Below are 22,872 nucleotides of genomic sequence, written 5' to 3'. Positions count from 1 at the left end.
CGTGACCGCCGTGTCGGCCCGGTCCCCCCTCGCGGGGTGGCCGGGCCGATCTGCATGTCCCGGTGGGCTGCCGTCCGGCCGCGGCGTTTCGGTGTGGAAGCATCGGGTAGGAAGGCACCAAGCGCCCTGCTTGCCGCTCGTCCTCGTCCGTGTCAGGAGACACCATGCGCCTCACGCCCCTTGCCCGCCGCCTCGGCTCCGCCGCCCTGGTGCTGACGATCGGCGTGGGAGCCACCGCCTGCAGCAGCGACGACTCCGCCTCGGACTCCTCGAGCTCGGCGACCGACGAGTCGAGCGACACCAGCGCCGACGACTCCGGCGACGAGCCCGTCGCCGACGACGAGTCCAGCGACGAGGCGCCCAGCGAGCTGTCGGCCGCGGACTTCTACCCGGCCGTGATGGAGGCGATGCGCGAGGCGGAGACCTTCACCTTCGAGACGGTCACCGACGCCGCCGGCCAGGGCCAGACCATGACCGGCGAGGCGCGCTACGGCGACGACGGCATCGAGATGAAGGCCTCGAGCACCGGCGCGCAGCAGATGGAGCTGATCTTGCTGGGCCAGGCGATGTACATGAAGTCGCCCGAGCTCGGCACCGGCGACAAGTGGGTCAAGATCGACCTCAGCGACCCGAACTCGCTCTTCGGGATGATCGGCAAGGCCACCGACCCCGAGGTGATGTTCAAGGCCCTCGAGGAGCCCAAGAAGCTCGAGCTGGTCGGGGCCGAGGACGTCGACGGGGTGGCCACCAACCACTACCGGATCACCCTCGACCCCGCGAAGTACCTCGCCGCCATGGAGTTCCCCGCCGCGATGGCGGACATGCTGCCGAAGGAGCTGGTGACCGAGATGTGGGTCGACGCCGACAACCTGCCGCGCAAGTTCGCCCAGACCATCGAGGTCCCCGCCGTCGGCGGCGGCCAGCCCACGACCTCGAGCACCGAGGGCACCTACTCCGACTTCGGCACCGACGTCGAGATCGAGGCCCCGCCGGCCAGCGAGGTCACCGAGGACTTCCCCGGCGCCTGACCCGCTCCGGCTCGGCGCGACACGAGGGGCGTACGCACTGACCACCAGTGCGTACGCCCCTCGTCGTCACGGCGGGCTCGCGGGCCTCACTCGCGGAAGACGCGCTCGTCGATCAGCTGCTCCTTGACCTCGGTGCCCTCGTGCTCGTACCGGCCCTGGTCGAAGCGGGTCCGGAACTGCAGCACGACGCCGTCGCGCCCGAAGCGGTTCTTCTCCACCGTGAGGACGGCGAAGTCACGGAACCGCTCGGCGTTGCTGAGGTCGTAGGTCAGGTGGTGGCGCGCGACGATGTCGAACTTGTTGTTCAGCACCAGCACGACGTCGGCCTCGTACGCCAGCGCGCTGGAGCCGCGCAGGTCGCTCGCGCGCATCCGCTTGCCCGAGCGCAGTGCCGCCTTCTCGGCCGCGGCGATCGCCAGCACCGGGGCGTTGATGTCGATGGCGAGGTCCTTGAGGCCCTCGACGATCTCGGTCGAGCTGTCGTCCTCGTCCGGGTGCTGGGTCTTCACCTTCTGCAGGTAGTCGACGATCACGAGCGGGGTCGTGCCCGACAGCTCGCGCACGGCCTCGATGGCGTTCTGGATCGCGGCGAGGTCGGTGCGGGTCCCGGTCGAGCGGTGCACGAAGAGCATCTCGCTGTAGTGCGAGACCCGGGCGAGTGCCTCGACGCCGCACGGCACGGACTCGAGGCGGTGCTCGAGCGAGCTGACCCACAGGTCGTCGAAGATTGACCGGATGCTGTTGACCCGCACCTGGTCGGACTCGTCGAGCTCACCAGCCTCCATGGCGATGAGCTTCTGGGTGATGTCCTCGGCGTCGTGCTCGTAGGAGAAGAAGATGACCGGCCGCCCGGTCGCGGCGTTGTTGCGCGCGACCTGGAGGGCGAAGGTGGACTTGCCGAGACCCTGCGGCCCGGCCAGCAGCACCAGCGAGCCTGCCCGCATCCCACCGCCGATCAGCGGGTCGAGGCCGACGAAGCCGGTCTTCCAGACCCGGCCTGCGGCGTTGCGGCCGGTGAGCATGCGTTCGTCGCTCCGGGCCAGTGAGGCCCCGACGGTCGTGAGCTGGTGATCCACGCGTCCATGGAACCAGCGTCGGGGCGGTCGCGGCAGCGGATTGGGCCGTTTGCCCCGCCGGCGACGCCGATTTGTCTGCCCCGGGTCCCGACGCGTACTGTCTGGCTTCGAAACCAAAGACCGCAGGTTGTCACGAGCTCCTCGCCCGTGACTGAAGGTTCGCAGTGCGAACGGCCGGCGCAGGTGACAGAGCAGCGGCCTCGGCCGCATCCACGCCCTGAGCCTGTGCTCAGGGCGTTCGTCGTCTGTGGGCCGGACGCCGGTGGTCAACCCCGGAAGGAGACCCCATGGCGCGGCCAGAAAAGACTGCCGCCGTTGCGGAGATCGTTGAGTCCTTCAACGATTCCGCCGGCGCTGTGCTGACCGAGTACCGCGGTCTCACCGTGAAGCAGCTGCAGGACCTGCGGCGCTCCCTCGGCGAGAACGCCCACTACGCCGTGGTCAAGAACACGCTGGCCAAGATCGCCGCCACCGAGGTGGGCATCGAAGGCTTCGACGACCTGCTGACCGGCCCCACCGCCATCGCCTTCATCAATGGAGACGTGGTCGAGGCCGCCAAGGGTCTGCGTGACTTTGCCAAGGCAAACCCCGCTCTTGTCATCAAGGGCGGTGTCCTGGACGGCAAGTCCCTCGACGCTTCCGAGATCGCCAAGCTGGCCGATCTCGAGTCGCGTGAGGTCCTGCTGGGCAAGCTCGCGGGCGGCATGCTCGCCTCGCTGTCCCAGGCCGTCTACCTCCTCAACGCCCCGCTCGCCCAGGTCGCCCGGCTCGCCGGCGCCCTGGAGACGAAGGCGACCGAGGACCCCTCGATCCTCGCAGGTGGTGCCGGTACGCCGGCTGCTCCGGCTGCCGAGGACGCCCCGGTCGAGGAGGCCCCCGCGGGTCCCGACGCCGAGGCGACCGACGAGGCGGCCGACCAGGCCGCCGAGTCCACCGACGCCTGACACCGGGCCGACGTACACCACCTGGAAACCCCTGACCCGCGCGCACGCACGGGTCTCAGATCGGAAGGAACCGCCACCATGGCGAAGCTGTCCACCGTCGAGCTGCTCGACGCGTTCAAGGAAATGACCCTCATCGAGCTCTCCGAGTTCGTCAAGGAGTTCGAGGAGACCTTCGGCGTCACCGCCGCTGCCCCCGTCGCCGCTGCCCCCGCCGCGGGCGCCCCGGCCGCCGGTGGCGAGGCCGCTGCCGAGCAGGACGAGTTCGACGTCGTCCTCGAGGCCGCCGGCGACAAGAAGATCAACGTCATCAAGGAGGTCCGCGCGCTGACCTCCCTCGGTCTCAAGGAGGCCAAGGACCTCGTCGAGGCCGCCCCGAAGGCGATCCTCGAGAAGGTCGACAAGGCTTCGGCCGACAAGGCGAAGGAGGCCCTCGAGGCCGCCGGCGCCACCGTCACCGTCAAGTGACCCACTGACGGACGGGCCCCTCGCGGGCCCTCCGTCGACCGCCCAGGGCGGTCACCCCTTCACCGGGGTGACCGCCCTGTGGCGTCTCCAAGGGCACCTTCCCCGGCCCTGGCCCCGCCCCCGCCGCGGTCCGTGACGAGCGTCGCACCCGGTGCGTAACCTCCCGCGTCCTGCCGCGTTGGACTACTCAGGAGTAGCGACGGGGAGAGGAAGGGGTCCGCGCAACATGGGTGTCGAGATCAAGGTCAACGACCTCTCCAAGTCGTTCGGCAAGCAGCTCATCTGGGGCGACGTGACCCTCACCGTCCCCGCCGGCGAGATCTGCGTGATGCTCGGCCCGTCGGGCACCGGCAAGTCGGTCTTCCTCAAGACGCTCATCGGACTGCTCAAGCCCGACAAGGGCTCGATCCTCATCGAGGGCACCGACATCGCGAGCTGCTCCGAGCGCGACCTCTACGAGATCCGCAAGCTGTTCGGCGTGCTGTTCCAGGACGGCGCGATGTTCGGCTCGATGAACCTCTACGACAACGTCGCCTTCCCGTTGCGCGAGCACACCCGGAAGTCCGAGTCCGAGGTCCGCGAGATCGTCATGGAGAAGATGGACCTCGTCGGCCTCCTCGGTGCCGAGGACAAGCTCCCGGGCGAGATCTCCGGCGGCATGCGCAAGCGTGCCGGACTCGCCCGCGCGCTCGTGCTCGACCCCGAGATCGTGCTCTTCGACGAGCCCGACTCCGGCCTCGACCCGGTGCGTACGGCGTTCCTCAACCAGCTGATCGTCGACCTCAACGCCCAGATCGACGCCACCTTCCTCATCGTCACCCACGACATCAACACCGCGCGGACCGTGCCGGACAACATCGGACTGCTCTACCACCGCCACCTCGCGATGTTCGGCCCCCGCGAGCAGCTGCTCAGCTCCGAGGAGCCCGTGGTGCGCCAGTTCCTCAACGCCCAGAAGGTGGGCCCCATCGGCATGTCCGAGGAGAAGGACGCCGACGAGCTCGCCGCCGAGGCCGGCCAGGAGCTCCCGCCGCTGCCGCCGATCCCGCTGCAGCTCGACCCGTCCAACGGCATCCCGCGCCGCAGCCAGCGGCCCGCGGGGGAGTGGTGCCGCGAGCACGGCGTGACCCCGCCGCCCGGCTCGTTCGAGTCCAGCAACGCCGGCCTGGCCCCGGGAGCCTGACCGTGGCCACCTCCACCTCGCTGACCTCGCGCGCCCTCGCGCCCGTGGGCGTCGCAGGCAACCTGTTCGCCTTCGCTCTCGACGTGTTCCGCGGACTCTTCCGACGTCCCTTCCAGCTGCGGGAGTTCATCCAGCAGGCGTGGTTCATCGCGTCGGTGACGATCGTGCCCACTGCCCTCGTCGCCATCCCATTCGGCGCGGTCATCGCGCTCCAGGTGGGCGGGTTGATCAAGCAGTTCGGCGCCCAGTCCTTCACCGGCTCGGCGTCGGTCCTCGCGGTGGTCCAGCAGGCGGCACCGATCGGCACCGCCCTGCTGATCGCGGGTGCGGGAGGCTCGGCGATCGCCGCCGACCTCGGCGCACGCAAGATCCGCGAGGAGCTCGACGCGATGATGGTGCTGGGCATCGACCCGATCCAGCGGCTCGTCGTGCCGCGGGTGCTGGCGTGCATGCTCGTCGCGTTCTTCCTCAACGGCATGGTCAGCGTCGTGGGCGTCGCGGGCGGCTACGTCTTCAACGTGATCCTCCAGGACGGCACGCCCGGCGCCTACCTCGCCAGCTTCACCGCGCTCGCCCAGCTGCCGGACCTGTGGATCGGCCTCATCAAGGCGCTCATCTTCGGGCTCATCGCCGCGATCGTCGCCTCCTACAAGGGGATGAACGCCAACGGAGGGCCGAAGGGAGTCGGCGACGCGGTCAACGAGTCGGTCGTCATCACCTTCCTGCTGCTCTTCGTGGCCAACTTCGTCCTCAGCATGATCTACCTCCAGGTCGTCCCACCGAAGGGCGGATGACATGGCTCTCAAGGACGTCTACGCCAAGCCGCTGGCCTCGCTCGACACCCTCGGCGGGCAGCTCGCCTTCCACCTCGGCGTGCTGCGCGCGATCCCGCGCTCCATCGCCCGCTACCCCCGCGAGATCATGCGGATCCTCGCCGAGGTCACCCTCGGCACGGGCGCCCTCGCCGTCATCGGCGGCACGGTCGGCGTCATCATCGGCATGACCTTCTTCACGGGTGCGCAGGTGGGCCTCTCCGGCTACGCCGCGCTCAACCAGCTCGGCACCGCGGCGTTCGCCGGCTTCGTCTCGGCCTACTTCAACACCCGTGAGATCGCCCCGCTGGTGGCCGGGATCGCGCTCGCCGCCACCGTGGGTTGCGGCTTCACCGCCCAGCTCGGCGCGATGCGGATCTCGGAGGAGGTCGACGCGCTCGAGGTGATGGCGATCCCGTCGATGCCGTTCCTGGTCGCCACCCGCGTCGTCGGTGGGCTGATCGCGATCATCCCGCTCTACGTCGTGGGCCTGCTGTCGTCCTACTTCGCGAGCCGGCTCGTGGTGACCCAGATCTACGGCCAGTCGCCGGGCACCTACGACCACTACTTCAACGCGTTCCTGCCACCGGGCGACGTGCTGTGGTCCTTCGGCAAGGTCCTGGTCTTCGCGGTGACGGTGATCCTCATCCACTGCTACCACGGCTACAACGCCTCCGGCGGTCCCGCCGGGGTGGGCGTCGCCGTGGGCCGCGCCGTGCGGACCAGCATCGTGGCGATCAACGTGCTCGACCTGCTCCTGTCCATGGCGATCTGGGGCGCGGCCACGACCGTGCGGCTGGCGGGGTGAGGCAGATGAGGACCAAGTCCCTCGGCATCGTCTTCCTGGTGCTGATGCTCGCCTCGGTGTGGCTGACCTACGGCGTGTTCACGCAGAAGTTCAGCGACTACGACGAGGTCACCGTGAAGGCCTCGCGCATCGGCCTCCAGCTGCCCCAGCGCGCGGACGTCAAGATCAAGGGCGTCATCGTGGGCGAGGTGCTCGACTACGAGCCCACCGCGGACGGCGCCGACATCACGCTCGGGCTCTACCAGGACCGCACGACCCAGGTCCCGAGCGACGTGACGGCCTCGATCCTGCCCAAGACGCTCTTCGGCGAGAAGTTCGTCTCGCTCATCGTCCCCGAGGGCGGGTCGGACGCCGAGCCGATCGCCGACGGCGACGTCATCGAGCGCACGAACCTCTCGATCGAGGTCGAGCAGGTGCTCAGCGACCTCTACCCGCTCCTGCGCGCGGTCCAGCCCGCCGACCTCAACACGACCCTGAACGCCGTCGCCACGGCGCTCGAGGGTCGCGGCGAGCAGCTCGGCGAGAGCCTGGAGACCCTCGACGGCTACCTCACCCGCTTCAACCCCGAGCTCCCGGGGCTGATCGAGGACCTGCGCCTGACCGCAGAGGTCTCCGACACGTACGCCGACGTGCTGCCCGAGGTCGCGACGATCCTGCGCAACACGATCACGACCACCACGACGCTGGAGGGACGTGAGGACAAGCTGAAGGCGCTCTTCAACGACGTGAGCAAGCTGTCGACGGTCGCCGAACGCTTCACCCGCGACAACGGTGACAACCTGGTGCGCCTTGCCGACCTCGGCGCGGAGCAGCTCGAGGTGTTCGCGCGCTACGCCCCGGGCTACCCCTGCCTGCTCGGCGGCATCGTGGGTGCCGGCGACCTCCAGGCAGAGGCGTTCCGCGGCTTCACCCTCCACATCGTGCTGGAGACGCTGCCCAACCAGCCCCGCGGCTACGGACCCCAGGACGCACCGATCTACGGCGACAAGCGCGGCTACTACTGCGGCCGCCTGCCGAACCCGCCGTGGTCGCAGAGCAACCCGGTCACCCACCAGCCCGACTTCGTCGACGGCGTCGACGAGCCCACCGGCAAGGGCACCAGCCGGGTCGGCCCGGGCTGGTCGGGGACGGCCGCCGGCTTCGTCGGCGGCCGCGAGGAGTCGGCGCTGCTCAAGGCCCTGCTCGCACCCGGCCTCGGCGTCACTGCGGACGACGTACCCGACCTGGGGGTCCTGCTCGTCGGACCCATGGCCCGCGGGGCGGAGGTGTCGCTGCGGTGAGAGGACTGCTGGACAAGAAGACGTCGATCGACCTGGTCAAGCTCCTGGTCTTCGTGGTCGTGACCTCGCTCGCCACCACGGTGCTAGTGGTGACGATCGGCAACCTGGGCTTCGGCTCGTCGCGGGAGTACAGCGCGGAGTTCACCGACGCCACAGGTGTCACCAAGGGCGACGACATCCGCGTCGCGGGCGTCCGGGTCGGCACGGTGAGCGAGGTCGAGATCATCGACCGCTCCCGCGCACTGGTCACCTTCTCCGTCGACGACGACACCTCGGTCAACGGCGGCACCAACGCCGCCATCCGCTACCGCAACCTCGTCGGCCAGCGCTACATCTCGCTGACCCAGGAGGTCGGCGACACCCAGCGCCTGCCCGACGGTGCGACCATCCCGGTCTCCCGGACGCGCGCGGCGCTCGACCTGACGGTGCTCTTCAACGGCTTCAAGCCGCTCTTCCAGGCGCTGTCGCCCGAGGACGTCAACCAACTGTCCTACGAGCTGATCCAGGTGTTCCAGGGCGAGGGCGGGACCCTCGAGGGACTGCTGGCCCACACCGCCTCGGTCACCTCGACGCTCGCCGACCGCGACGAGGTCATCGGGGACCTGATCGACAACCTGTCGCTCGTGCTCGACCACGTGGCCGACCGCGACAAGCAGCTCACCCGCCTGATCCAGTCCTTCCGCACCCTCGTGGGCGGGCTGAAGAAGGACCGGTTCGCGATCCTCGGCTCGCTGGAGGAGGTCTCGACGCTGTCGGTGGAGACCGCGTCGCTGATCGACGGGATCCGCGAGCCCCTGGTGAAGGACATCAAGGAGCTGCGCACCGTCGCCGGCAACATCGACAAGAACAAGGCCGAGCTCGACCGGGCGCTGCAGGTGCTGCCGATCAAGCTCAACAAGATCGGACGCACCGCCATCTACGGCTCGTTCTTCAACTTCTACCTCTGCGAGTTCCAGGGCCGGGTCAACCTGCCCAACAACGTCTCGCTCCCGGTGAAGTACAACACCGGCTCCGACAGGTGTGATCTCGGATGAAGTCACCCCACGCCGTTCTTCTCCCCCGCTCCGCTCCTCCGAACAACGCCGAGGGGACCCCGACATGAAGCCCTTCCGTGAGCGCAACCCGGTCGTCGTCGGGGCCGTCAGCCTCGTCGTCCTGGCGATGGTGCTGGTCGCCGCGCTGCGCGCCGACGACCTGCCGGTCATCGGTGGCGGCGACACCTACCACGCGATGTTCACCGAGGCGGGCGGGCTCAAGGTCAACGACGAGGTCCGCATCGCCGGCGTACGCGTGGGCAAGGTCGACGAGATCGCGCTGGCCGGTGACGAGGTGCGGGTGAGCTTCAAGGTCGACGACGCCGCCGCCTTCGGGCCTGAGACCCGCGCCGCCATCAAGGTCAAGACGATCCTCGGATCGATGTTCCTCGCGCTGGAGCCCGCCGGTGGCGGCCAGCTCGACGAGGGCGCGACCATCCCGGCCGCGCGCACGTCGTCGCCCTTCGACGTGGTGGAGGCGTTCGAGGGACTGGCCTCGACCTCGGAGCAGATCGACACCGACCAGCTCGCCGAGTCGCTGACCACGCTGGCCGACCTGACCCGCAACACCCCCGACGAGTTCCGCGGCGCGCTCAGCGGCCTGAGCCGCCTGTCGGCCAACATCGCCGAGAAGGACACCCAGCTCAACAACCTGCTGGTCAACCTCGAGCGGGTCTCCACGGTCCTCGACGAGCGCGACGAGGACATCATCGCGCTGATGGAGGACAGCGACGTGCTGTTCCGCGCGCTGGTCGCGCGCCGCGACGCCGTCCACGACCTGCTCGTCTCCAGCACCCGGCTGTCGAAGGAGCTGACCACCTTGATCCGCCAGTCGCGCGAGGACCTCAAGCCCGCACTGGCGCACCTGGAGAACGTCATCGCCGTGCTCAACAAGAACGAGGACAACCTCGACAGCAGCCTGCGGCTGATGGCGCCCTTCTACCGCGTCTTCGCCAACACGCTCGGCACCGGTCCGTGGTTCGACACGTGGATCGCCAACTTCCCTCCCGTCCCGCAGGTGGGCTGACCCATGGACCTCGTGAAGCGCCTCCTCGTCCCCCTCGTCGTGCTCGGCTTCGTCGTCGCGGCGGCCGTCAGCGTCCTCGGCGGCGACACCGCCCGGACCGTCGTGGCCCACTTCCCGCGCACCATCTCCGTCTACGAGGGCAGCGACGTCCGCGTCCTCGGCGTGCCGGTCGGCACGGTGACCCGGGTCGAACCCACCGGCACCGACGTCGCGGTGACGATGACGTACGACGAGGAGGTGAAGCTGCCGGCCGACGCCAGGGCCGTCATCATCGCGCCGTCGGTGGTCGGCGACCGCTACGTCCAGCTGACGCCGGCCTACTCCGGCACCGGCGAGGTGCTCGCCGACGGGGCCGAGCTGAGCGTCGACCAGACCTCCGAGCCGCTGGAGCTCGACCAGATCTACGACAGCCTCGACCGCCTCAACGTGGCCCTCGGCCCGCGGGGGGCGAACCGGACCGGCGCGCTGTCGGACCTGCTCTCCGTCACGGCCGACAACTTCGGCGGCCAGGGCACGACCTTCCGCCAGACGATCAAGGACTTCTCGCGGCTCAGCGCGACGCTCGCGGGCAACTCCGACGAGCTGTTCGGGTCGGTGGAGGCGCTGGGCGGCTTCATGGCCACGCTCGCCGAGAACGACCAGACCGTGCGGCAGTTCAACCAGTCGCTCGCCGACGTGTCGACCATGCTGGAGGGCGAGCGCGAGGAGCTCGTCGCGGCGACGAGGAACCTGTCGGTCGCGCTGAACGCGGTCAAGGGCTTCGTGGAGGAGAACAAGGACTCGCTGAGCCGCAACATCAGCGGCCTCAACCGGGTCTCCAAGGTCCTGGTGCGCCAGCGCGCGGCGCTCGACGAGATCCTCCGGGTCGCCCCGGGCGCGCTGAACAACCTGGCACTGACCTACAACCCGCAGGCCGGCACGCTCGACACCCGTGCCAACTTCGGGCAGAGCATCGAGCAGCTCGAGGCCGACCCCGCCGCGCTGCTGTGCGGCTTCGTGGGGCAGGTCGAGCGCTCCGGCGAGGCGTGCGACACCATCACCGAGCTGCTCTCGCGCAGTCGCCCGGGTGCGCTGGGCAGGACGGACGTGCTGCCGGCCCGCGACGTGTTCGACCCCAGCCTCGGTGGACTCGTGGAGGTGGACCGATGACCCGCGTGAAGACCCTCGTGCTGGGCGTCCTGGCGGCGATGTTCCTCTCGGCGTGCGACGCCAGCGTCTACTCCCTGCCGCTGCCCGGCGGGCCCGATGTCGGGGACGACCCGATGACGGTCAAGGTGGAGTTCGCCGACGTGCTCGACCTGGTGCCGCAGTCGACGGTCAAGGTCAACGACGTCAGCGTCGGCAAGGTGACCGCGATCGACCTCCAGGGCTACCAGGCGCTGGTGACGATGGAGCTGCGACGCGACGTCGACCTGCCCGGCAACGCCGTGGCCGAGCTCCGGCAGACCAGCCTGCTCGGCGAGAAGTTCGTGCAGCTCAGCGCGCCCGCGGAGGGCGCCATCGCCGACCGGCTCGAGGACGGCGAGGTCATCCCGATCGAGCGCGCCGGCCGCAACCCGGAGGTCGAGGAGGTGCTCGGCGCCTTGAGCCTGCTGCTCAACGGCGGCGGCGTGGCCCAGCTCAAGACCATCACCCAGGAGCTCAACCTCGCCCTCGAGGGCCGCGAGGACTCGGCCCGCTCGGTGCTGCGCAACCTGCGCACCTTCACCGGCCAGCTCGACGACAACAAGGCCGACATCGTCGACGCGATCGAGTCGCTCAACCGGCTCGCGATCGCTGCGGAGAAGCAGCTGCCCACCATCGACAAGGCACTCGAGGAGCTGCCCAGCGCGCTCGACTCGATCAACCGCCAGCGCGACGACCTCGTCGAGATGCTCGCCGCGCTCAACGACCTCTCCGACGTCGCGGTGGACGTGATCGCGGAGTCGAAGGACGCCACCATCACCTCGCTGAAGCGGCTCAACCCGGTGCTCACCCAGCTCGCAGCCTCCGGCGACGACTTCACCAACGCCTTCCACGTCTTCCTCACCTACCCGTTCGTCGACGAGGTCGTCGGCCGCGACCCGCAGGTGGCGCGCAACCTGCACATGGGCGACTACACCAACCTGTCGATCACCCTCGACGTCGACCTCACCTCGATCCCCACCACGATCCCGACGACGCTGCCGACCGAGGCCTGCATCCCGCTCAGCCAGCTGCCGCAGGACGGGCCGCTGCCCGACACCAGTCGGCTGTGCCAGGACGCGCTCGACGCGATCAACGACTGCCTCGAGGGCCTGCGCCGCGGCGACGTCACGGCCTGCCTGGGTCTGCCCGGCTCGGTGATCGCCGCGGTCTGCGAGCAGGCCCCGGTCCCGGGCCTGTGCGGCGGCTCCGGCACCCCGACGCTCCCGCTGCCGACCCCGACCGTGCCGACCCTCCCGGTCCCGAGCCTGCCGACGATCACCCTGCCCGGCCTGCCCCGCCCGGCGGCGTACGACGACCCTCCCGACCCCGAGCGTGGACCCACGATGGGACAGCTCAGCGAGATGTACGACCCGGCCCTCGTGAGCCTGCTCGTGCCCGGGATGGTGGTGGAGCGATGATCACCCGTCGGACCAAGGTGCAGCTGCTGGTCTTCGCCCTCATCACGCTCGTGGGCGTCAGCTTCGTCGGCGCCCGCTACGCCCGCCTCGACCGCCTCGTGCTGGACCAGAGCTACACGGTCGTCGCCCACTTCGCCGACTCCGGCGGCGCCTTCCAGGGCGCGGAGGTCTCCTACCGCGGCGTGCGGGTCGGGGAGGTGAGCGAGCTCGTCCTCACCGACGACGGCGTCGACATCGTGCTCGACATCGACGACGAGTTCGACGACATCCCGGCCGACGCCCACGCACTGGTGGGCAACCGCTCCGCGGTCGGCGAGCAGTACGTCGAGCTCCAGCCGCAGAGCGACGACGGCCCCTTCCTCCGCGAGGACTCCGAGATCTCGCGGGACCGGACCGCCACGCCGATCCAGACCGACACCCTGCTCACCCACCTCGACGAGACGGTGCGCAGCGTCGACACCGACGACCTCCGCACGGTCACCTCGGAGTTCGGGCTGGCCTTCAACGGCGCGGGCGAGGACCTCCAGACGATCCTCGACAGCAGCAGCGAGTTCATCACCGCCGCGGAGCAGAACTTCGACGTCACCGTCGACCTGATCCGCGACAGCAACGTCGTGCTCAACGGCCAGATCGACTCCGAGGGCGCCTTCCGCCGCTTCGCCCGCGACCTGTCGGCGTTCTCCACCACCGTGGCGGACAACGACGACGACCTGCGCCGGCTCATCGACGACGGCTCGCTCGGCGCCAACGAGCTGCGCACCTTCCTCGAGGCCAACGAGGTCGAGCTCGGCGAGCTCATCAACAACCTGGTCACGACCGGTGAGGTCGTGGTCAAGCACCTCGACGGCATCGAGCAGCTGCTGGTGATCTACCCCTACGTCGTCGAGGGTGGCTTCACGGTGGTGTCGAAGTCGCCCGGCACGGGCCTGTACGACGCCCACTTCGGGATGGTGCTCACCCAGGATCCTCACGTGTGCCTCGGCGGCTACGAGGGCACCGACCGCCGCTCGCCGCTCGACGGCAGCGACCGTCCGATGAAGGAGGACGCCGGCTGCACGGAGCCTGCGTCGAAGTCGAACGCCCGCGGCGCGCAGAACATCCAGGCCCCCCGGGCCGCGACCGGCTGGGGCGAGGCTGACTTCGCCCACGACCCGGAGACGGGCGCCGTGACCTCCGACCCTGCGGAGATCCGGCGGCTGCTCGGCGAGCGCCCGACGGCGCCCGGGACCCTGGGGGAGGACTCCTGGAAGTGGCTCTACCTCGAGCCGCTGCTGGGCGGGGGCGTGACCTCGCAGACCACCGCTCGTTGAGACAGCAGGACCCCGGGAGGGGGTCCTGCCCGTTCTCGAGGGAGGGAACCGATGTCCGTGCTGTCCGACTCGGCCCGTCGCGACGACGTCGCGACCGCGCCGGCGTCCCCGGGTGCCGATCCCGGCACCGAACCCGGCGGCCCCGCCGACCTACGCCGTCCGCAGCGGCGACGCACCCTGCTCGCCGCCGCCCTCGCGCTGGTCGCGGTGGTCTGCGTCGCCCTCATGGCCTGGATGTCCTCCGGGGGCCGCGGCTCCGGGGCCGACGGCGCGCTGAGCCTGCCCGAGGAGCGCGAGCAGGTGATGGGCCTGACCAGCCAGTTCGTCAAGCGGCTCGGCACCTACAGCCCCGAGATGCTCGACGACTCCGGCCAGATGCCGGCCTACCGCGAGCAGGTGCGCGAGGTCATCACGCCCAAGTTCACCGCCGACTTCGACCAGGAGGTCGCCACCGCCGAGCAGCTCGTCGCCCAGGGCGGCATCACCCGCAGCGCGGACGTCTTCGCCACGGCGGTGTCCTCGATCGACGACGACTCGGCGCGGGTCCTCGTGGCCGGCGCCTTCACCGACAGCTATCGGCAGGGTGAGGGGGACGAGGCCCGGGTCGTCGACCAGGAGCCGCTGCCCTTCCGCTTCACCGTCGACCTGGTGGTGATCGAGGGGGAGTGGCTCGTCGACGACTTCTCCCCGGTGAGCAGTGGTGAGGGGCAGGGGCAGGCCCCCGGCACGGCGCCGGCCCCGGGAGAGGGGAGCACCCCGTGAGCGACACCCCGACCTGGTACGACCTCCTCGACGTGCCGCGGGACGCCTCCACGGAGGAGATCCGCGGCGCCTGGAAGACCCAGATCGCCGACCTCGAGCCGGGCGACCGACGCTTCGACGCGCTCAACCGCGCGGCGAAGGTGCTGCTCGACCCCGGCGCGCGGGCGGCGTACGACGCCGAGCACCCGGACGAGCCGCTGGTCGAGGAGGGCCGTCAGGCCGGTCACGAGACCGAGGACTCGGAGCCGCGTCGCGTGACAGGACGTCGTCCCTCCTCGACCACCGGGCGCGGCCGTGGCGTCCCGACGTGGCTGCTGGCGGGCCTCGGCGTCGTCGCGGCCGGGCTGGTCGCAGCCACGGCGTGGATGTGGACCGCGCAGGACGACGGCGGCGACGACTCCGCCGCACGCGCCGCCCAGGTGGCGGCCGAGCGCGCCGTCGTGCCGGTGCTGTCCTACGACCACGAGACCCTCGAGGCCGACCAGCAGGAGGCGCAGGCGCTGATGACCGGCTCCTACCGCGAGGAGTACGACAAGCTCTTCGCGGTCCTGGAGGAGAACGCGCCCCAGACCGAGACGACGGTGACCGCCTCGGTCATCTCCTCGGGCATCGTGCGCGCGAGCGGCGACCGGGTGCAGGTGCTGGTCTTCGTGGACCGTCCCACCACCAACCGGCTGAGCGCGGAGCCGGTGGTCTACAAGGACCAGGTGACCCTGTCGATGCAGCGCGTGGACGGCGACTGGCTGGTCGACGACCTGGTCACCTCGCCCGTCCAGGGCTGACCCGTACGGGTGGTCGCGGCGCGCCCTGCTTGACCCGGGAGGCTTCGGCGTTCACACTCGTGGCCAACGCGTGGCGCTCTCCCGTTCGGGACTTGACCCCGCGTTTGAGGCGTGTCCACAAGTGCGCTATCGTGAGTCCTTGCGCCTGCCCTCAGATGCCCGACACCTTCCGGACGGTTGTTGTGGTGGTCGGCCGGCGCCGAGATCACTTGATCATTTGTGAGGACACCTCTTGGCCGCGCGCAGCACCGCTGGTAACCACCGTCGCACCTCTTTCGCAAAGATCACCGAACCTCTCGAGGTTCCCCCCCTCATCTCGCTCCAGACGAGCAGCTTCGACTGGCTGGTCGGCGGAGAGCGTTGGGAGGAGGAGGTGGCTGCCCGCAGGGCCGCCGGTGATGACGTCTCCGAGAAGACCGGTCTGCAGGAGATCTTCGAGGAGATCTCCCCGATCGAGGACTTCTCCGAGACGATGATGCTCTCCTTCGACAACCCCGTCTTCCTGGACGAGAAGTACACCGAGGAGGAGTGCAAGGAGAAGGACTTCACCTACTCCCGCCCGCTCTACGTCTCGGCCGAGTTCATGAACCACGAGACCGGTGAGATCAAGGGCCAGACGGTCTTCATGGGCGACTTCCCCATGATGACCAAGAAGGGCACCTTCATCATCAACGGCACCGAGCGTGTCGTCGTCTCGCAGCTCGTGCGCTCGCCCGGCGTCTACTTCGAGTCGAGCCCGGACAAGACCTCCGACAAGGACATCTTCACCGCCAAGCTCATCCCGAGCCGTGGCGCGTGGCTGGAGTTCGAGATCGACAAGCGCGACCTGGTCGGCGTACGCCTCGACCGCAAGCGCAAGCAGAACGTCACCGTGCTGCTCAAGGCCCTGGGCTGGACGACCGAGCAGATCCGCGAGGAGTTCGGCCAGTACGAGTCGATGATGCTGACCCTCGAGAAGGACAGCGTCCGCTACGAGGTCGTCCACGAGGAGCTGCAGAAGAAGGCGCGGGGCGAGGCCCCCACCGCCGAGCAGGTCAACGACGAGGTCACCCGGCTCGCACTGCTCGACATCTACCGCAAGCTCCGCCCCGGCGAGCCGCCGACGGCCGAGGCCGCGCAGACGCTGCTGAACAACTACTACTTCAACCCCAAGCGCTACGACCTGGCGAAGGTCGGCCGCTACAAGATCAACAAGAAGCTCGGCCTCCACGAGGCGTTCGACCAGCAGACGCTGACCATCGACGACGTCGTGGCCGCGATCCGCTACGTCGTGCAGCTGCACGCCGCCGGCATCCAGGCCGACTCCCCGGACCTGGTCGACGCCGAGGGCAACCCGGTCGCGGGCCCGGACGGTGCCCCCGTCAAGGTCCAGGCCGACGACATCGACCACTTCGGCAACCGCCGCATGCGCACCGTGGGCGAGCTCATCCAGAACCAGCTCCGCACGGGCCTGGCCCGCATGGAGCGCGTGGTGCGCGAGCGGATGACGACCCAGGACGTCGAGGCCATCACGCCGCAGTCCCTGATCAACATCCGTCCCGTGGTCGCGGCGCTGAAGGAGTTCTTCGGCACCTCGCAGCTGAGCCAGTTCATGGACCAGACCAACCCGATCGCCGGCCTGACGCACAAGCGTCGCCTCTCGGCGCTCGGTCCCGGTGGTCTGTCCCGTGACCGTGCCGGCATGGAGGTCCGTGACGTCCACCCGTCGCACTACGGCCGCATGTGCCCGATCGAGACCCCGGAAGGCCCGAACATCGGCCTGATCGGCTCGCTCGCGTCCTACGGTCGGATCAACCCGTTCGGCTTCGTCGAGACCCCCTACCGCAAGGTCGAGGGCGGCGTGGTCACCGACCAGATCGACTACCTCACCGCCGACGACGAGGACCGCTACGTCATCGCGCAGGCCAACGCGCCGCTCGACTCCAAGATGCGCTTCGTCGAGGAGCGCGTGCTGGTCCGTCAGCAGAAGGGTGAGGTCGACGCGATCCTCGCCGACGAGGTCGACTACATGGACGTCTCGCCGCGCCAGATGGTGTCGGTCGCGACGGCCCTGATCCCGTTCCTCGAGCACGACGACGCCAACCGTGCCCTCATGGGCGCCAACATGCAGCGCCAGGCCGTCCCGCTCGTCGTCAGCGACAGCCCGCTGGTCGGCACCGGCATGGAGTACCGCGCCGCCGTCGACGCCGGTGACGTGGTCGTCGCCGACAACGCGGGTGTGGTGAAGGAGGTGTCGGCCGACTCCATCGAGACGATGAACGACGACGGCACCTACCAGACCTACAAGCTGGCCAAGTTCAAGCGCTCCAACCAGGGCACCTGCATCAACCAGCGCCCGCTGGTGAAGGCAGGGGACCGCCTCGAGGTCGGCACGCCGATCGCCGACGGTCCGTGCACCGACAACGCCGAGATGGCGCTGGGCACCAACCTGCTCGTCGCGTTCATGCCGTGGCAGGGCCACAACTACGAGGACGCGATCATCCTCAGCCAGCGCCTGGTGCAGGAGGACGTCCTCACCTCGATCCACATCGAGGAGCACGAGGTCGACGCCCGCGACACCAAGCTCGGCCCCGAGGAGATCACCCGGGACATCCCGAACGTCTCCGAGGAGGGCCTGGCCGACCTCGACGAGCGCGGCATCATCCGCATCGGCGCCGAGGTCACCACCGGTGACATCCTCGTCGGCAAGGTCACGCCCAAGGGCGAGACCGAGCTCACCCCCGAGGAGCGCCTGCTCCGCGCGATCTTCGGCGAGAAGGCGCGCGAGGTGCGCGACACGTCGATGAAGGTGCCCCACGGTGAGTCCGGCACGGTCATCGGCGTCCGGGTCTTCGACCGCGAGGACGGCGACGACCTGCCCCCGGGCGTCAACCAGCTCGTCCGCGTCTACGTCGCCCAGAAGCGCAAGATCTCGGTCGGTGACAAGCTCGCCGGTCGTCACGGCAACAAGGGCGTCATCGCCAAGATCCTGCCGGTCGAGGACATGCCGTTCATGGAGGACGGCACCCCGGTCGACGTCGTGCTCAACCCGCTGGGTGTGCCGCGTCGTATGAACATCGGCCAGATCCTCGAGCTCCACCTCGGCTGGCTCGCCAAGCAGGGCTGGGACATCGACCTCCACGCCGACAAGGGTTCGTCGGAGTGGAAGGACCGCCTGATCTCGATCCACGCCGAGAAGAACGAGCCCGGCACCAAGGTCGCGACCCCGGTGTTCGACGGTGCGCGCGAGGACGAGATCACCGGCCTGCTCGGTGCGACGCTGCCCAACCGTGACGGTGAGCGGATGGTCAAGGAGGACGGCAAGGCCAGCCTCTTCGACGGTCGCTCGGGTGAGCCGTTCCCGGAGCCGGTGGCCGTGGGCTACATGTACATCCTCAAGCTCCACCACCTCGTCGACGACAAGATCCACGCGCGCTCGACGGGCCCCTACTCGATGATCACGCAGCAGCCCCTGGGCGGTAAGGCCCAGTTCGGCGGCCAGCGGTTCGGCGAGATGGAGGTCTGGGCGATGGAGGCGTACGGCGCCGCCTACGCCCTGCAGGAGCTGCTGACGATCAAGTCCGACGACGTCCCGGGCCGCGTGAAGGTCTACGAGGCGATCGTCAAGGGCGAGAACATCCCCGACTCGGGCATCCCCGAGTCGTTCAAGGTGCTCGTCAAGGAGATGCAGTCCCTCTGCCTCAACGTCGAGGTGCTCACCCACGACGGTTCGACCATCGAGCTCAAGGATGCCGAGGAAGACGTCTTCCGGGCCGCCGAGGAGCTCGGGATCGACCTGTCGCGTCGCGAGCCCAGCTCGGTCGAAGAAGTCTGAGTGCGTCGGTACGCCGGCTCCGGCCGGCGTACCGCCCCTCAGTCCACAGCTCAGCTTTCCCACGTACTAACGAAGGACTCACAGCCAAGTGCTTGACGTTAACTTCTTCGACCAGCTTCAGATCGGCCTGGCCACCGCGGACGAGATCCGCACGTGGAGCCACGGCGAGGTCAAGAAGCCTGAGACCATCAACTACCGCACGCTCAAGCCCGAGCGTGACGGCCTCTTCTGCGAGAAGATCTTCGGTCCCACCCGGGACTGGGAGTGCTACTGCGGCAAGTACAAGCGCGTGCGCTTCAAGGGCATCATCTGCGAGCGCTGTGGCGTCGAGGTCACCCGCTCGAAGGTCCGCCGCGAGCGCATGGGCCACATCGAGCTCGCCGCGCCCGTGACCCACATCTGGTACTTCAAGGGCGTCCCGTCGCGCCTGGGCTACCTGCTCGACCTGGCGCCGAAGGACCTCGAGAAGGTCATCTACTTCGCCGCCTACATGATCACCTCGGTCGACGAGGAGGCGCGTCACCGCGACTCGGAGTCCCTCGAGAACAAGGTCGGGCTCGAGCGCGAGCGCCTCGAGAAGCGTCGCGACACGTCCGTGGACGACCGCGCCAAGAAGCTCGAGGAGGACCTCGCCACCCTCGAGGCCGAGGGTGCCAAGGCCGACGCCAAGCGCAAGGTGCGCGACGGTGCCGACCGCGAGATGAACCAGCTCCGTGACCGCGCCAACCGTGAGATCGCGCGTCTCGAGGAGGTCTGGGACACGTTCAAGAACCTCAAGGTCCAGGACCTGCTCGGCGACGAGCTGCTCTACCGCGAGATGAAGAACTGGTTCGGCAAGTACTTCGAGGGCCACATGGGCGCCACGGCGATCCAGAAGCGCCTCCAGGACTTCGACATCGAGGCCGAGGTCGAGTCGCTGCGCGACACGATCGCCAACGGCAAGGGCCAGCGCAAGGTCCGCGCCCTCAAGCGCCTCAAGGTCGTCGACGCCTTCCGCAAGACCGGCAACCAGCCCATCGGCATGGTGCTCGACGCCGTCCCGGTGATCCCGCCGGACCTGCGTCCGATGGTCCAGCTCGACGGTGGCCGCTTCGCCACCTCCGACCTGAACGACCTCTACCGCCGCGTCATCAACCGCAACAACCGCCTCAAGCGTCTCCTCGACCTCGGTGCCCCCGAGATCATCGTGAACAACGAGAAGCGGATGCTGCAGGAGGCCGTCGACAGCCTCTTCGACAACGGCCGTCGCGGTCGTCCCGTCACCGGCCCGGGCAACCGGCCGCTGAAGTCGCTGTCCGACATGCTCAAGGGCAAGCAGGGTCGCTTCCGCCAGAACCTGCTCGGCAAGCGCGTCGACTACTCGGGTCGTTCGGTCATCGTCTCGGGCCCGCAGCTCAAGCTCCACCAGTGCGGCCTGCCCAAGCAGATGGCGCTCGAGCTGTTCAAGCCGTTCGTGATGAAGCGCCTCGTCGACCTGTCGCACGCGCAGAACATCAAGTCCGCCAAGCGGATGGTCGAGCGTGCGCGCCCGGTCGTGTGGGACGTCCTCGAAGAGGTCATCACCGAGCACCCCGTGCTGCTCAACCGTGCGCCCACCCTGCACCGCCTCGGCATCCAGGCCTTCGAGCCGCAGCTGATCGAGGGCAAGGCCATCCAGATCCACCCGCTCGTGTGCGGCGCGTTCAACGCCGACTTCGACGGTGACCAGATGGCCGTGCACCTCCCGCTGTCCGCGGAGGCGCAGGCCGAGGCCCGCATCCTGATGCTGTCGACCAACAACATCCTGAAGCCCTCGGACGGCCGTCCGGTGACCATGCCCTCGCAGGACATGATCATCGGCCTGTTCTGGCTCACCGCGGACCGTGACGGGGAGGTCGGCGAGGGCCGCATCTTCTCCACGCCGTCCGAGGCGATCATGGCCTACGACCGTGGCGAGATCGGCCTGCAGAGCAAGATCAAGATCCGCCTCTCCGACATCGTCCCCCCGCTCGACCTCGAGATGGGTGCCGACTGGGAGGAGCGGACCGCGGTCCTGCTCGACACGACGCTGGGCCGCGTGCACTTCAACGACACGCTGCCGGCCGACTACCCCTTCGTCAACGAGGAGGTCGGCAAGAAGCGCCTCGGCGCGATCGTCAACGACCTGGCCGAGCGCTACACCAAGGTCCAGGTCGCTGCCTCGCTCGACGCCCTCAAGGACGCCGGCTTCCACTGGGCCACGCGCTCGGGTGTGACCGTCTCGATCGACGACGTCACCACGCCCGACAGCAAGGTCGAGATCCTCGGCCGCTACGAGGCCCAGGCCGAGAAGGTCCAGAAGAACTACGAGCGCGGTGTGATGACCGACGACGAGCGTCGTCAGGAGCTCATCGAGCTGTGGACCCAGGCTGCTGCCGAGGTCGGTCGTGCGATGGAGTCCAACTTCGACCGCAAGAACCCGATCTACATGATGGTCGACTCGGGTGCCTCCGGAAACATGAACCAGATCCGGCAGGTCGCGGCCATGCGTGGTCTGGTGGCCAACCCGAAGGGCGAGATCATCCCGCGCCCGATCAAGGCCAACTTCCGCGAGGGCCTCTCGGTGCTCGAGTACTTCATCTCGACCCACGGTGCCCGCAAGGGCCTGGCCGACACCGCGCTCCGCACCGCCGACTCGGGTTACCTGACCCGTCGTCTGGTGGATGTGTCGCAGGACGTCATCATCCGTGAGGACGACTGCGGCACCGAGCGTGGCCTGCCCAAGCGCATCGACGACGAGCACGTGGAGACCTCGGCCTACGCCCGGGCCTCTGCCGTCGAGATCACCCACCCGGAGACCGGCGAGGTCCTCGCCGCCGCCGGTGAGGACCTGGGCGACGTCAAGATCGGCGAGCTCGTGGCCGCCGGCGTCACCGAGGTCAAGGTCCGCTCGGTCCTGACCTGCGACGCCCGCACCGGCACCTGCGCCAAGTGCTACGGCCGCTCGCTGGCCACCGGCCAGCTGGTCGACATCGGTGAGGCGGTCGGCATCATCGCCGCCCAGTCCATCGGTGAGCCCGGCACGCAGCTGACGATGCGTACGTTCCACACCGGTGGTGTGGCCTCCGCGGACGACATCACGCAGGGTCTGCCCCGTGTGGTCGAGCTCTTCGAGGCCCGCTCGCCCAAGGGTCGTACGCCGATCTCGGAGTCCGCGGGTCGCGTGAAGATCGAGGAGAGCGACAAGGCTCGCGTCGTCGTGGTCACCCCCGACGACGGCACCGAGCCCCAGGAGATCCCGGTCTCCAAGCGCTCGCGCCTCAACGTGGAGGACGGTGACCACATCGAGGTGGGTCACCACATCACGTCCGGTACGCCCGACCCGCAGGACGTCCTGCGCATCCTGGGTGTCCGCAAGGCGCAGGAGCACCTCGTGGACGAGGTCCAGGAGGTCTACCGGTCCCAGGGCGTGTCGATCCACGACAAGCACATCGAGATCATCATCCGGCAGATGCTGCGCCGCGTGACGGTCATCGAGTCCGGCGACACCAACCTGCTCCCGTCCGACCTGGTCGACCGGGTGCGGTTCGAGGAGGAGAACCGTCGCGTGGTCTCCGAGGGCGGCAAGCCGGCCTCGGGACGCCCGGTGCTCATGGGCATCACCAAGGCCTCGCTCGCGACGGAGTCGTGGCTCTCGGCGGCCTCCTTCCAGGAGACCACCCGGGTCCTCACCGACGCCGCGATCAACGGTCGTTCCGACAGCCTGCGTGGGCTGAAGGAGAACGTGATCATCGGAAAGCTCATCCCGGCCGGAACCGGCCTCGAGCGCTACCGCAACATCCGGGTGGAGCCCACCGAGGAGGCGCGTGCAGCGGCCTACTCGGTGACCGGCTACGACTCCTACGACTACGACTTCGGTCCGTCGTCGCAGGCCGTCGCACTCGACGACTTCGACTTTGGTTCGTACCAGAACTGATCGCGCAGCGATCAGTTCTGGTGTGACG

Annotated in this window: 17 protein-coding genes; 16 read left to right on the top strand and 1 reads right to left on the bottom strand. The window is 68.9% G+C overall.

Annotated features, from left to right (window positions below; genetic code table 11):
* Window positions 1-164: 164 nt before the first annotated feature.
* Window positions 165-1,028 carry an SCO4651 family lipoprotein gene (locus IRX98_RS00985; RefSeq protein WP_224273225.1) on the top strand — a complete coding sequence of 288 codons (864 nt, stop codon included), beginning with the start codon at window positions 165-167 and terminating at the stop codon, window positions 1,026-1,028.
* A gap of 86 nt (window positions 1,029-1,114) precedes the next feature.
* Here the strand turns inward: IRX98_RS00985 and IRX98_RS00980 are convergent, their stop codons facing one another.
* Window positions 1,115-2,104 (bottom strand): DnaB-like helicase C-terminal domain-containing protein, encoded by a 990-nt coding sequence (locus IRX98_RS00980; protein WP_207083922.1) that lies wholly within the window; start codon window positions 2,102-2,104, stop codon window positions 1,115-1,117.
* A 287-nt stretch (window positions 2,105-2,391) separates the two neighbouring features.
* Between IRX98_RS00980 and rplJ the strand changes: the two genes are divergently transcribed.
* From rplJ to IRX98_RS00905, 15 genes are all read left to right on the top strand, one after another.
* A complete protein-coding gene (gene rplJ / locus IRX98_RS00975; protein ID WP_224273224.1) occupies window positions 2,392-3,048 on the top strand; it encodes a 50S ribosomal protein L10 in 657 nt (218 codons plus the stop codon).
* A 78-nt stretch (window positions 3,049-3,126) separates the two neighbouring features.
* Window positions 3,127-3,513, top strand: a complete 387-nt coding sequence (rplL, locus tag IRX98_RS00970; RefSeq protein WP_207083924.1) for a 50S ribosomal protein L7/L12 — start codon at window positions 3,127-3,129, stop codon at window positions 3,511-3,513.
* Window positions 3,514-3,739: 226 nt separating this feature from the next.
* Entirely contained in the window at window positions 3,740-4,696 is a 957-nt protein-coding gene (locus tag IRX98_RS00965; protein ID WP_224273223.1) for an ABC transporter ATP-binding protein, read from the top strand.
* Window positions 4,697-4,716: 20 nt separating this feature from the next.
* Window positions 4,717-5,490: an MlaE family ABC transporter permease gene (locus IRX98_RS00960; protein WP_207085364.1), complete on the top strand. Its 774-nt coding sequence runs from the start codon at window positions 4,717-4,719 to the stop codon at window positions 5,488-5,490.
* A 1-nt stretch (window position 5,491) separates the two neighbouring features.
* Complete coding sequence (locus tag IRX98_RS00955) at window positions 5,492-6,316, top strand: MlaE family ABC transporter permease (RefSeq protein WP_207083926.1); 825 nt, start codon at window positions 5,492-5,494, stop codon at window positions 6,314-6,316.
* 5 nt (window positions 6,317-6,321) lie between these two features.
* A complete protein-coding gene (locus tag IRX98_RS00950) occupies window positions 6,322-7,596 on the top strand; it encodes an MCE family protein (RefSeq protein ID WP_224273222.1) in 1,275 nt (424 codons plus the stop codon).
* Window positions 7,593-8,630 carry an MCE family protein gene (locus IRX98_RS00945; protein ID WP_224273221.1) on the top strand — a complete coding sequence of 346 codons (1,038 nt, stop codon included), beginning with the start codon at window positions 7,593-7,595 and terminating at the stop codon, window positions 8,628-8,630. The genes IRX98_RS00950 and IRX98_RS00945 overlap by 4 nt, the downstream gene beginning before the upstream one ends.
* A gap of 64 nt (window positions 8,631-8,694) precedes the next feature.
* On the top strand, window positions 8,695-9,657 hold the full coding sequence (locus tag IRX98_RS00940; RefSeq protein WP_224273220.1) for an MCE family protein: 963 nt from the start codon (window positions 8,695-8,697) through the stop codon (window positions 9,655-9,657).
* Window positions 9,658-9,660: 3 nt separating this feature from the next.
* Window positions 9,661-10,806 carry an MCE family protein gene (locus tag IRX98_RS00935; RefSeq protein ID WP_224273219.1) on the top strand — a complete coding sequence of 382 codons (1,146 nt, stop codon included), beginning with the start codon at window positions 9,661-9,663 and terminating at the stop codon, window positions 10,804-10,806.
* Complete coding sequence (locus IRX98_RS00930) at window positions 10,803-12,242, top strand: MCE family protein (protein ID WP_224273218.1); 1,440 nt, start codon at window positions 10,803-10,805, stop codon at window positions 12,240-12,242. Before IRX98_RS00935 ends, IRX98_RS00930 begins: the two co-directional genes overlap by 4 nt.
* Complete coding sequence (locus IRX98_RS00925; protein ID WP_224273217.1) at window positions 12,239-13,552, top strand: MCE family protein; 1,314 nt, start codon at window positions 12,239-12,241, stop codon at window positions 13,550-13,552. Before IRX98_RS00930 ends, IRX98_RS00925 begins: the two co-directional genes overlap by 4 nt.
* A gap of 51 nt (window positions 13,553-13,603) precedes the next feature.
* Window positions 13,604-14,314 (top strand): hypothetical protein, encoded by a 711-nt coding sequence (locus IRX98_RS00920; RefSeq protein ID WP_224273215.1) that lies wholly within the window; start codon window positions 13,604-13,606, stop codon window positions 14,312-14,314.
* The gene (locus tag IRX98_RS00915; RefSeq protein ID WP_224273213.1) at window positions 14,311-15,096 is read left to right on the top strand and encodes a J domain-containing protein; all 786 of its coding nucleotides are present in this window, start codon (window positions 14,311-14,313) and stop codon (window positions 15,094-15,096) included. The genes IRX98_RS00920 and IRX98_RS00915 overlap by 4 nt, the downstream gene beginning before the upstream one ends.
* Window positions 15,097-15,328: 232 nt before the next feature.
* A complete protein-coding gene (gene rpoB, locus IRX98_RS00910; protein ID WP_224273211.1) occupies window positions 15,329-18,910 on the top strand; it encodes a DNA-directed RNA polymerase subunit beta in 3,582 nt (1,193 codons plus the stop codon).
* An 88-nt stretch (window positions 18,911-18,998) separates the two neighbouring features.
* Window positions 18,999-22,844: a DNA-directed RNA polymerase subunit beta' gene (locus tag IRX98_RS00905; RefSeq protein WP_224273210.1), complete on the top strand. Its 3,846-nt coding sequence runs from the start codon at window positions 18,999-19,001 to the stop codon at window positions 22,842-22,844.
* The last annotated feature ends 28 nt before the right edge of the window (window positions 22,845-22,872 follow it).

It is taken from the genome of Nocardioides lacusdianchii, assembly GCF_020102855.1.
Lineage (GTDB): Bacteria > Actinomycetota > Actinomycetes > Propionibacteriales > Nocardioidaceae > Nocardioides > Nocardioides lacusdianchii.
This window is presented reverse-complemented; position numbering and strand designations above follow the sequence as displayed.

Excerpts from the sequence above, each read along its gene's own strand:
- IRX98_RS00925 (WP_224273217.1), top strand. The coding sequence starts at position 12,239 with ATGATCACCCGTCGGACCAAGGTGCAGCTGCTGGTCTTCGCCCTCATC.
- IRX98_RS00950 (WP_224273222.1), top strand. The coding sequence starts at position 6,322 with ATGAGGACCAAGTCCCTCGGCATCGTCTTCCTGGTGCTGATGCTCGCC.
- IRX98_RS00965 (WP_224273223.1), top strand. The coding sequence starts at position 3,740 with ATGGGTGTCGAGATCAAGGTCAACGACCTCTCCAAGTCGTTCGGCAAG.
- rplJ (WP_224273224.1), top strand. The coding sequence starts at position 2,392 with ATGGCGCGGCCAGAAAAGACTGCCGCCGTTGCGGAGATCGTTGAGTCC.
- IRX98_RS00935 (WP_224273219.1), top strand. The coding sequence starts at position 9,661 with ATGGACCTCGTGAAGCGCCTCCTCGTCCCCCTCGTCGTGCTCGGCTTC.
- IRX98_RS00985 (WP_224273225.1), top strand. The coding sequence starts at position 165 with ATGCGCCTCACGCCCCTTGCCCGCCGCCTCGGCTCCGCCGCCCTGGTG.
- IRX98_RS00920 (WP_224273215.1), top strand. The coding sequence starts at position 13,604 with ATGTCCGTGCTGTCCGACTCGGCCCGTCGCGACGACGTCGCGACCGCG.
- IRX98_RS00955 (WP_207083926.1), top strand. The coding sequence starts at position 5,492 with ATGGCTCTCAAGGACGTCTACGCCAAGCCGCTGGCCTCGCTCGACACC.
- rplL (WP_207083924.1), top strand. The coding sequence starts at position 3,127 with ATGGCGAAGCTGTCCACCGTCGAGCTGCTCGACGCGTTCAAGGAAATG.
- IRX98_RS00930 (WP_224273218.1), top strand. The coding sequence starts at position 10,803 with ATGACCCGCGTGAAGACCCTCGTGCTGGGCGTCCTGGCGGCGATGTTC.
- IRX98_RS00940 (WP_224273220.1), top strand. The coding sequence starts at position 8,695 with ATGAAGCCCTTCCGTGAGCGCAACCCGGTCGTCGTCGGGGCCGTCAGC.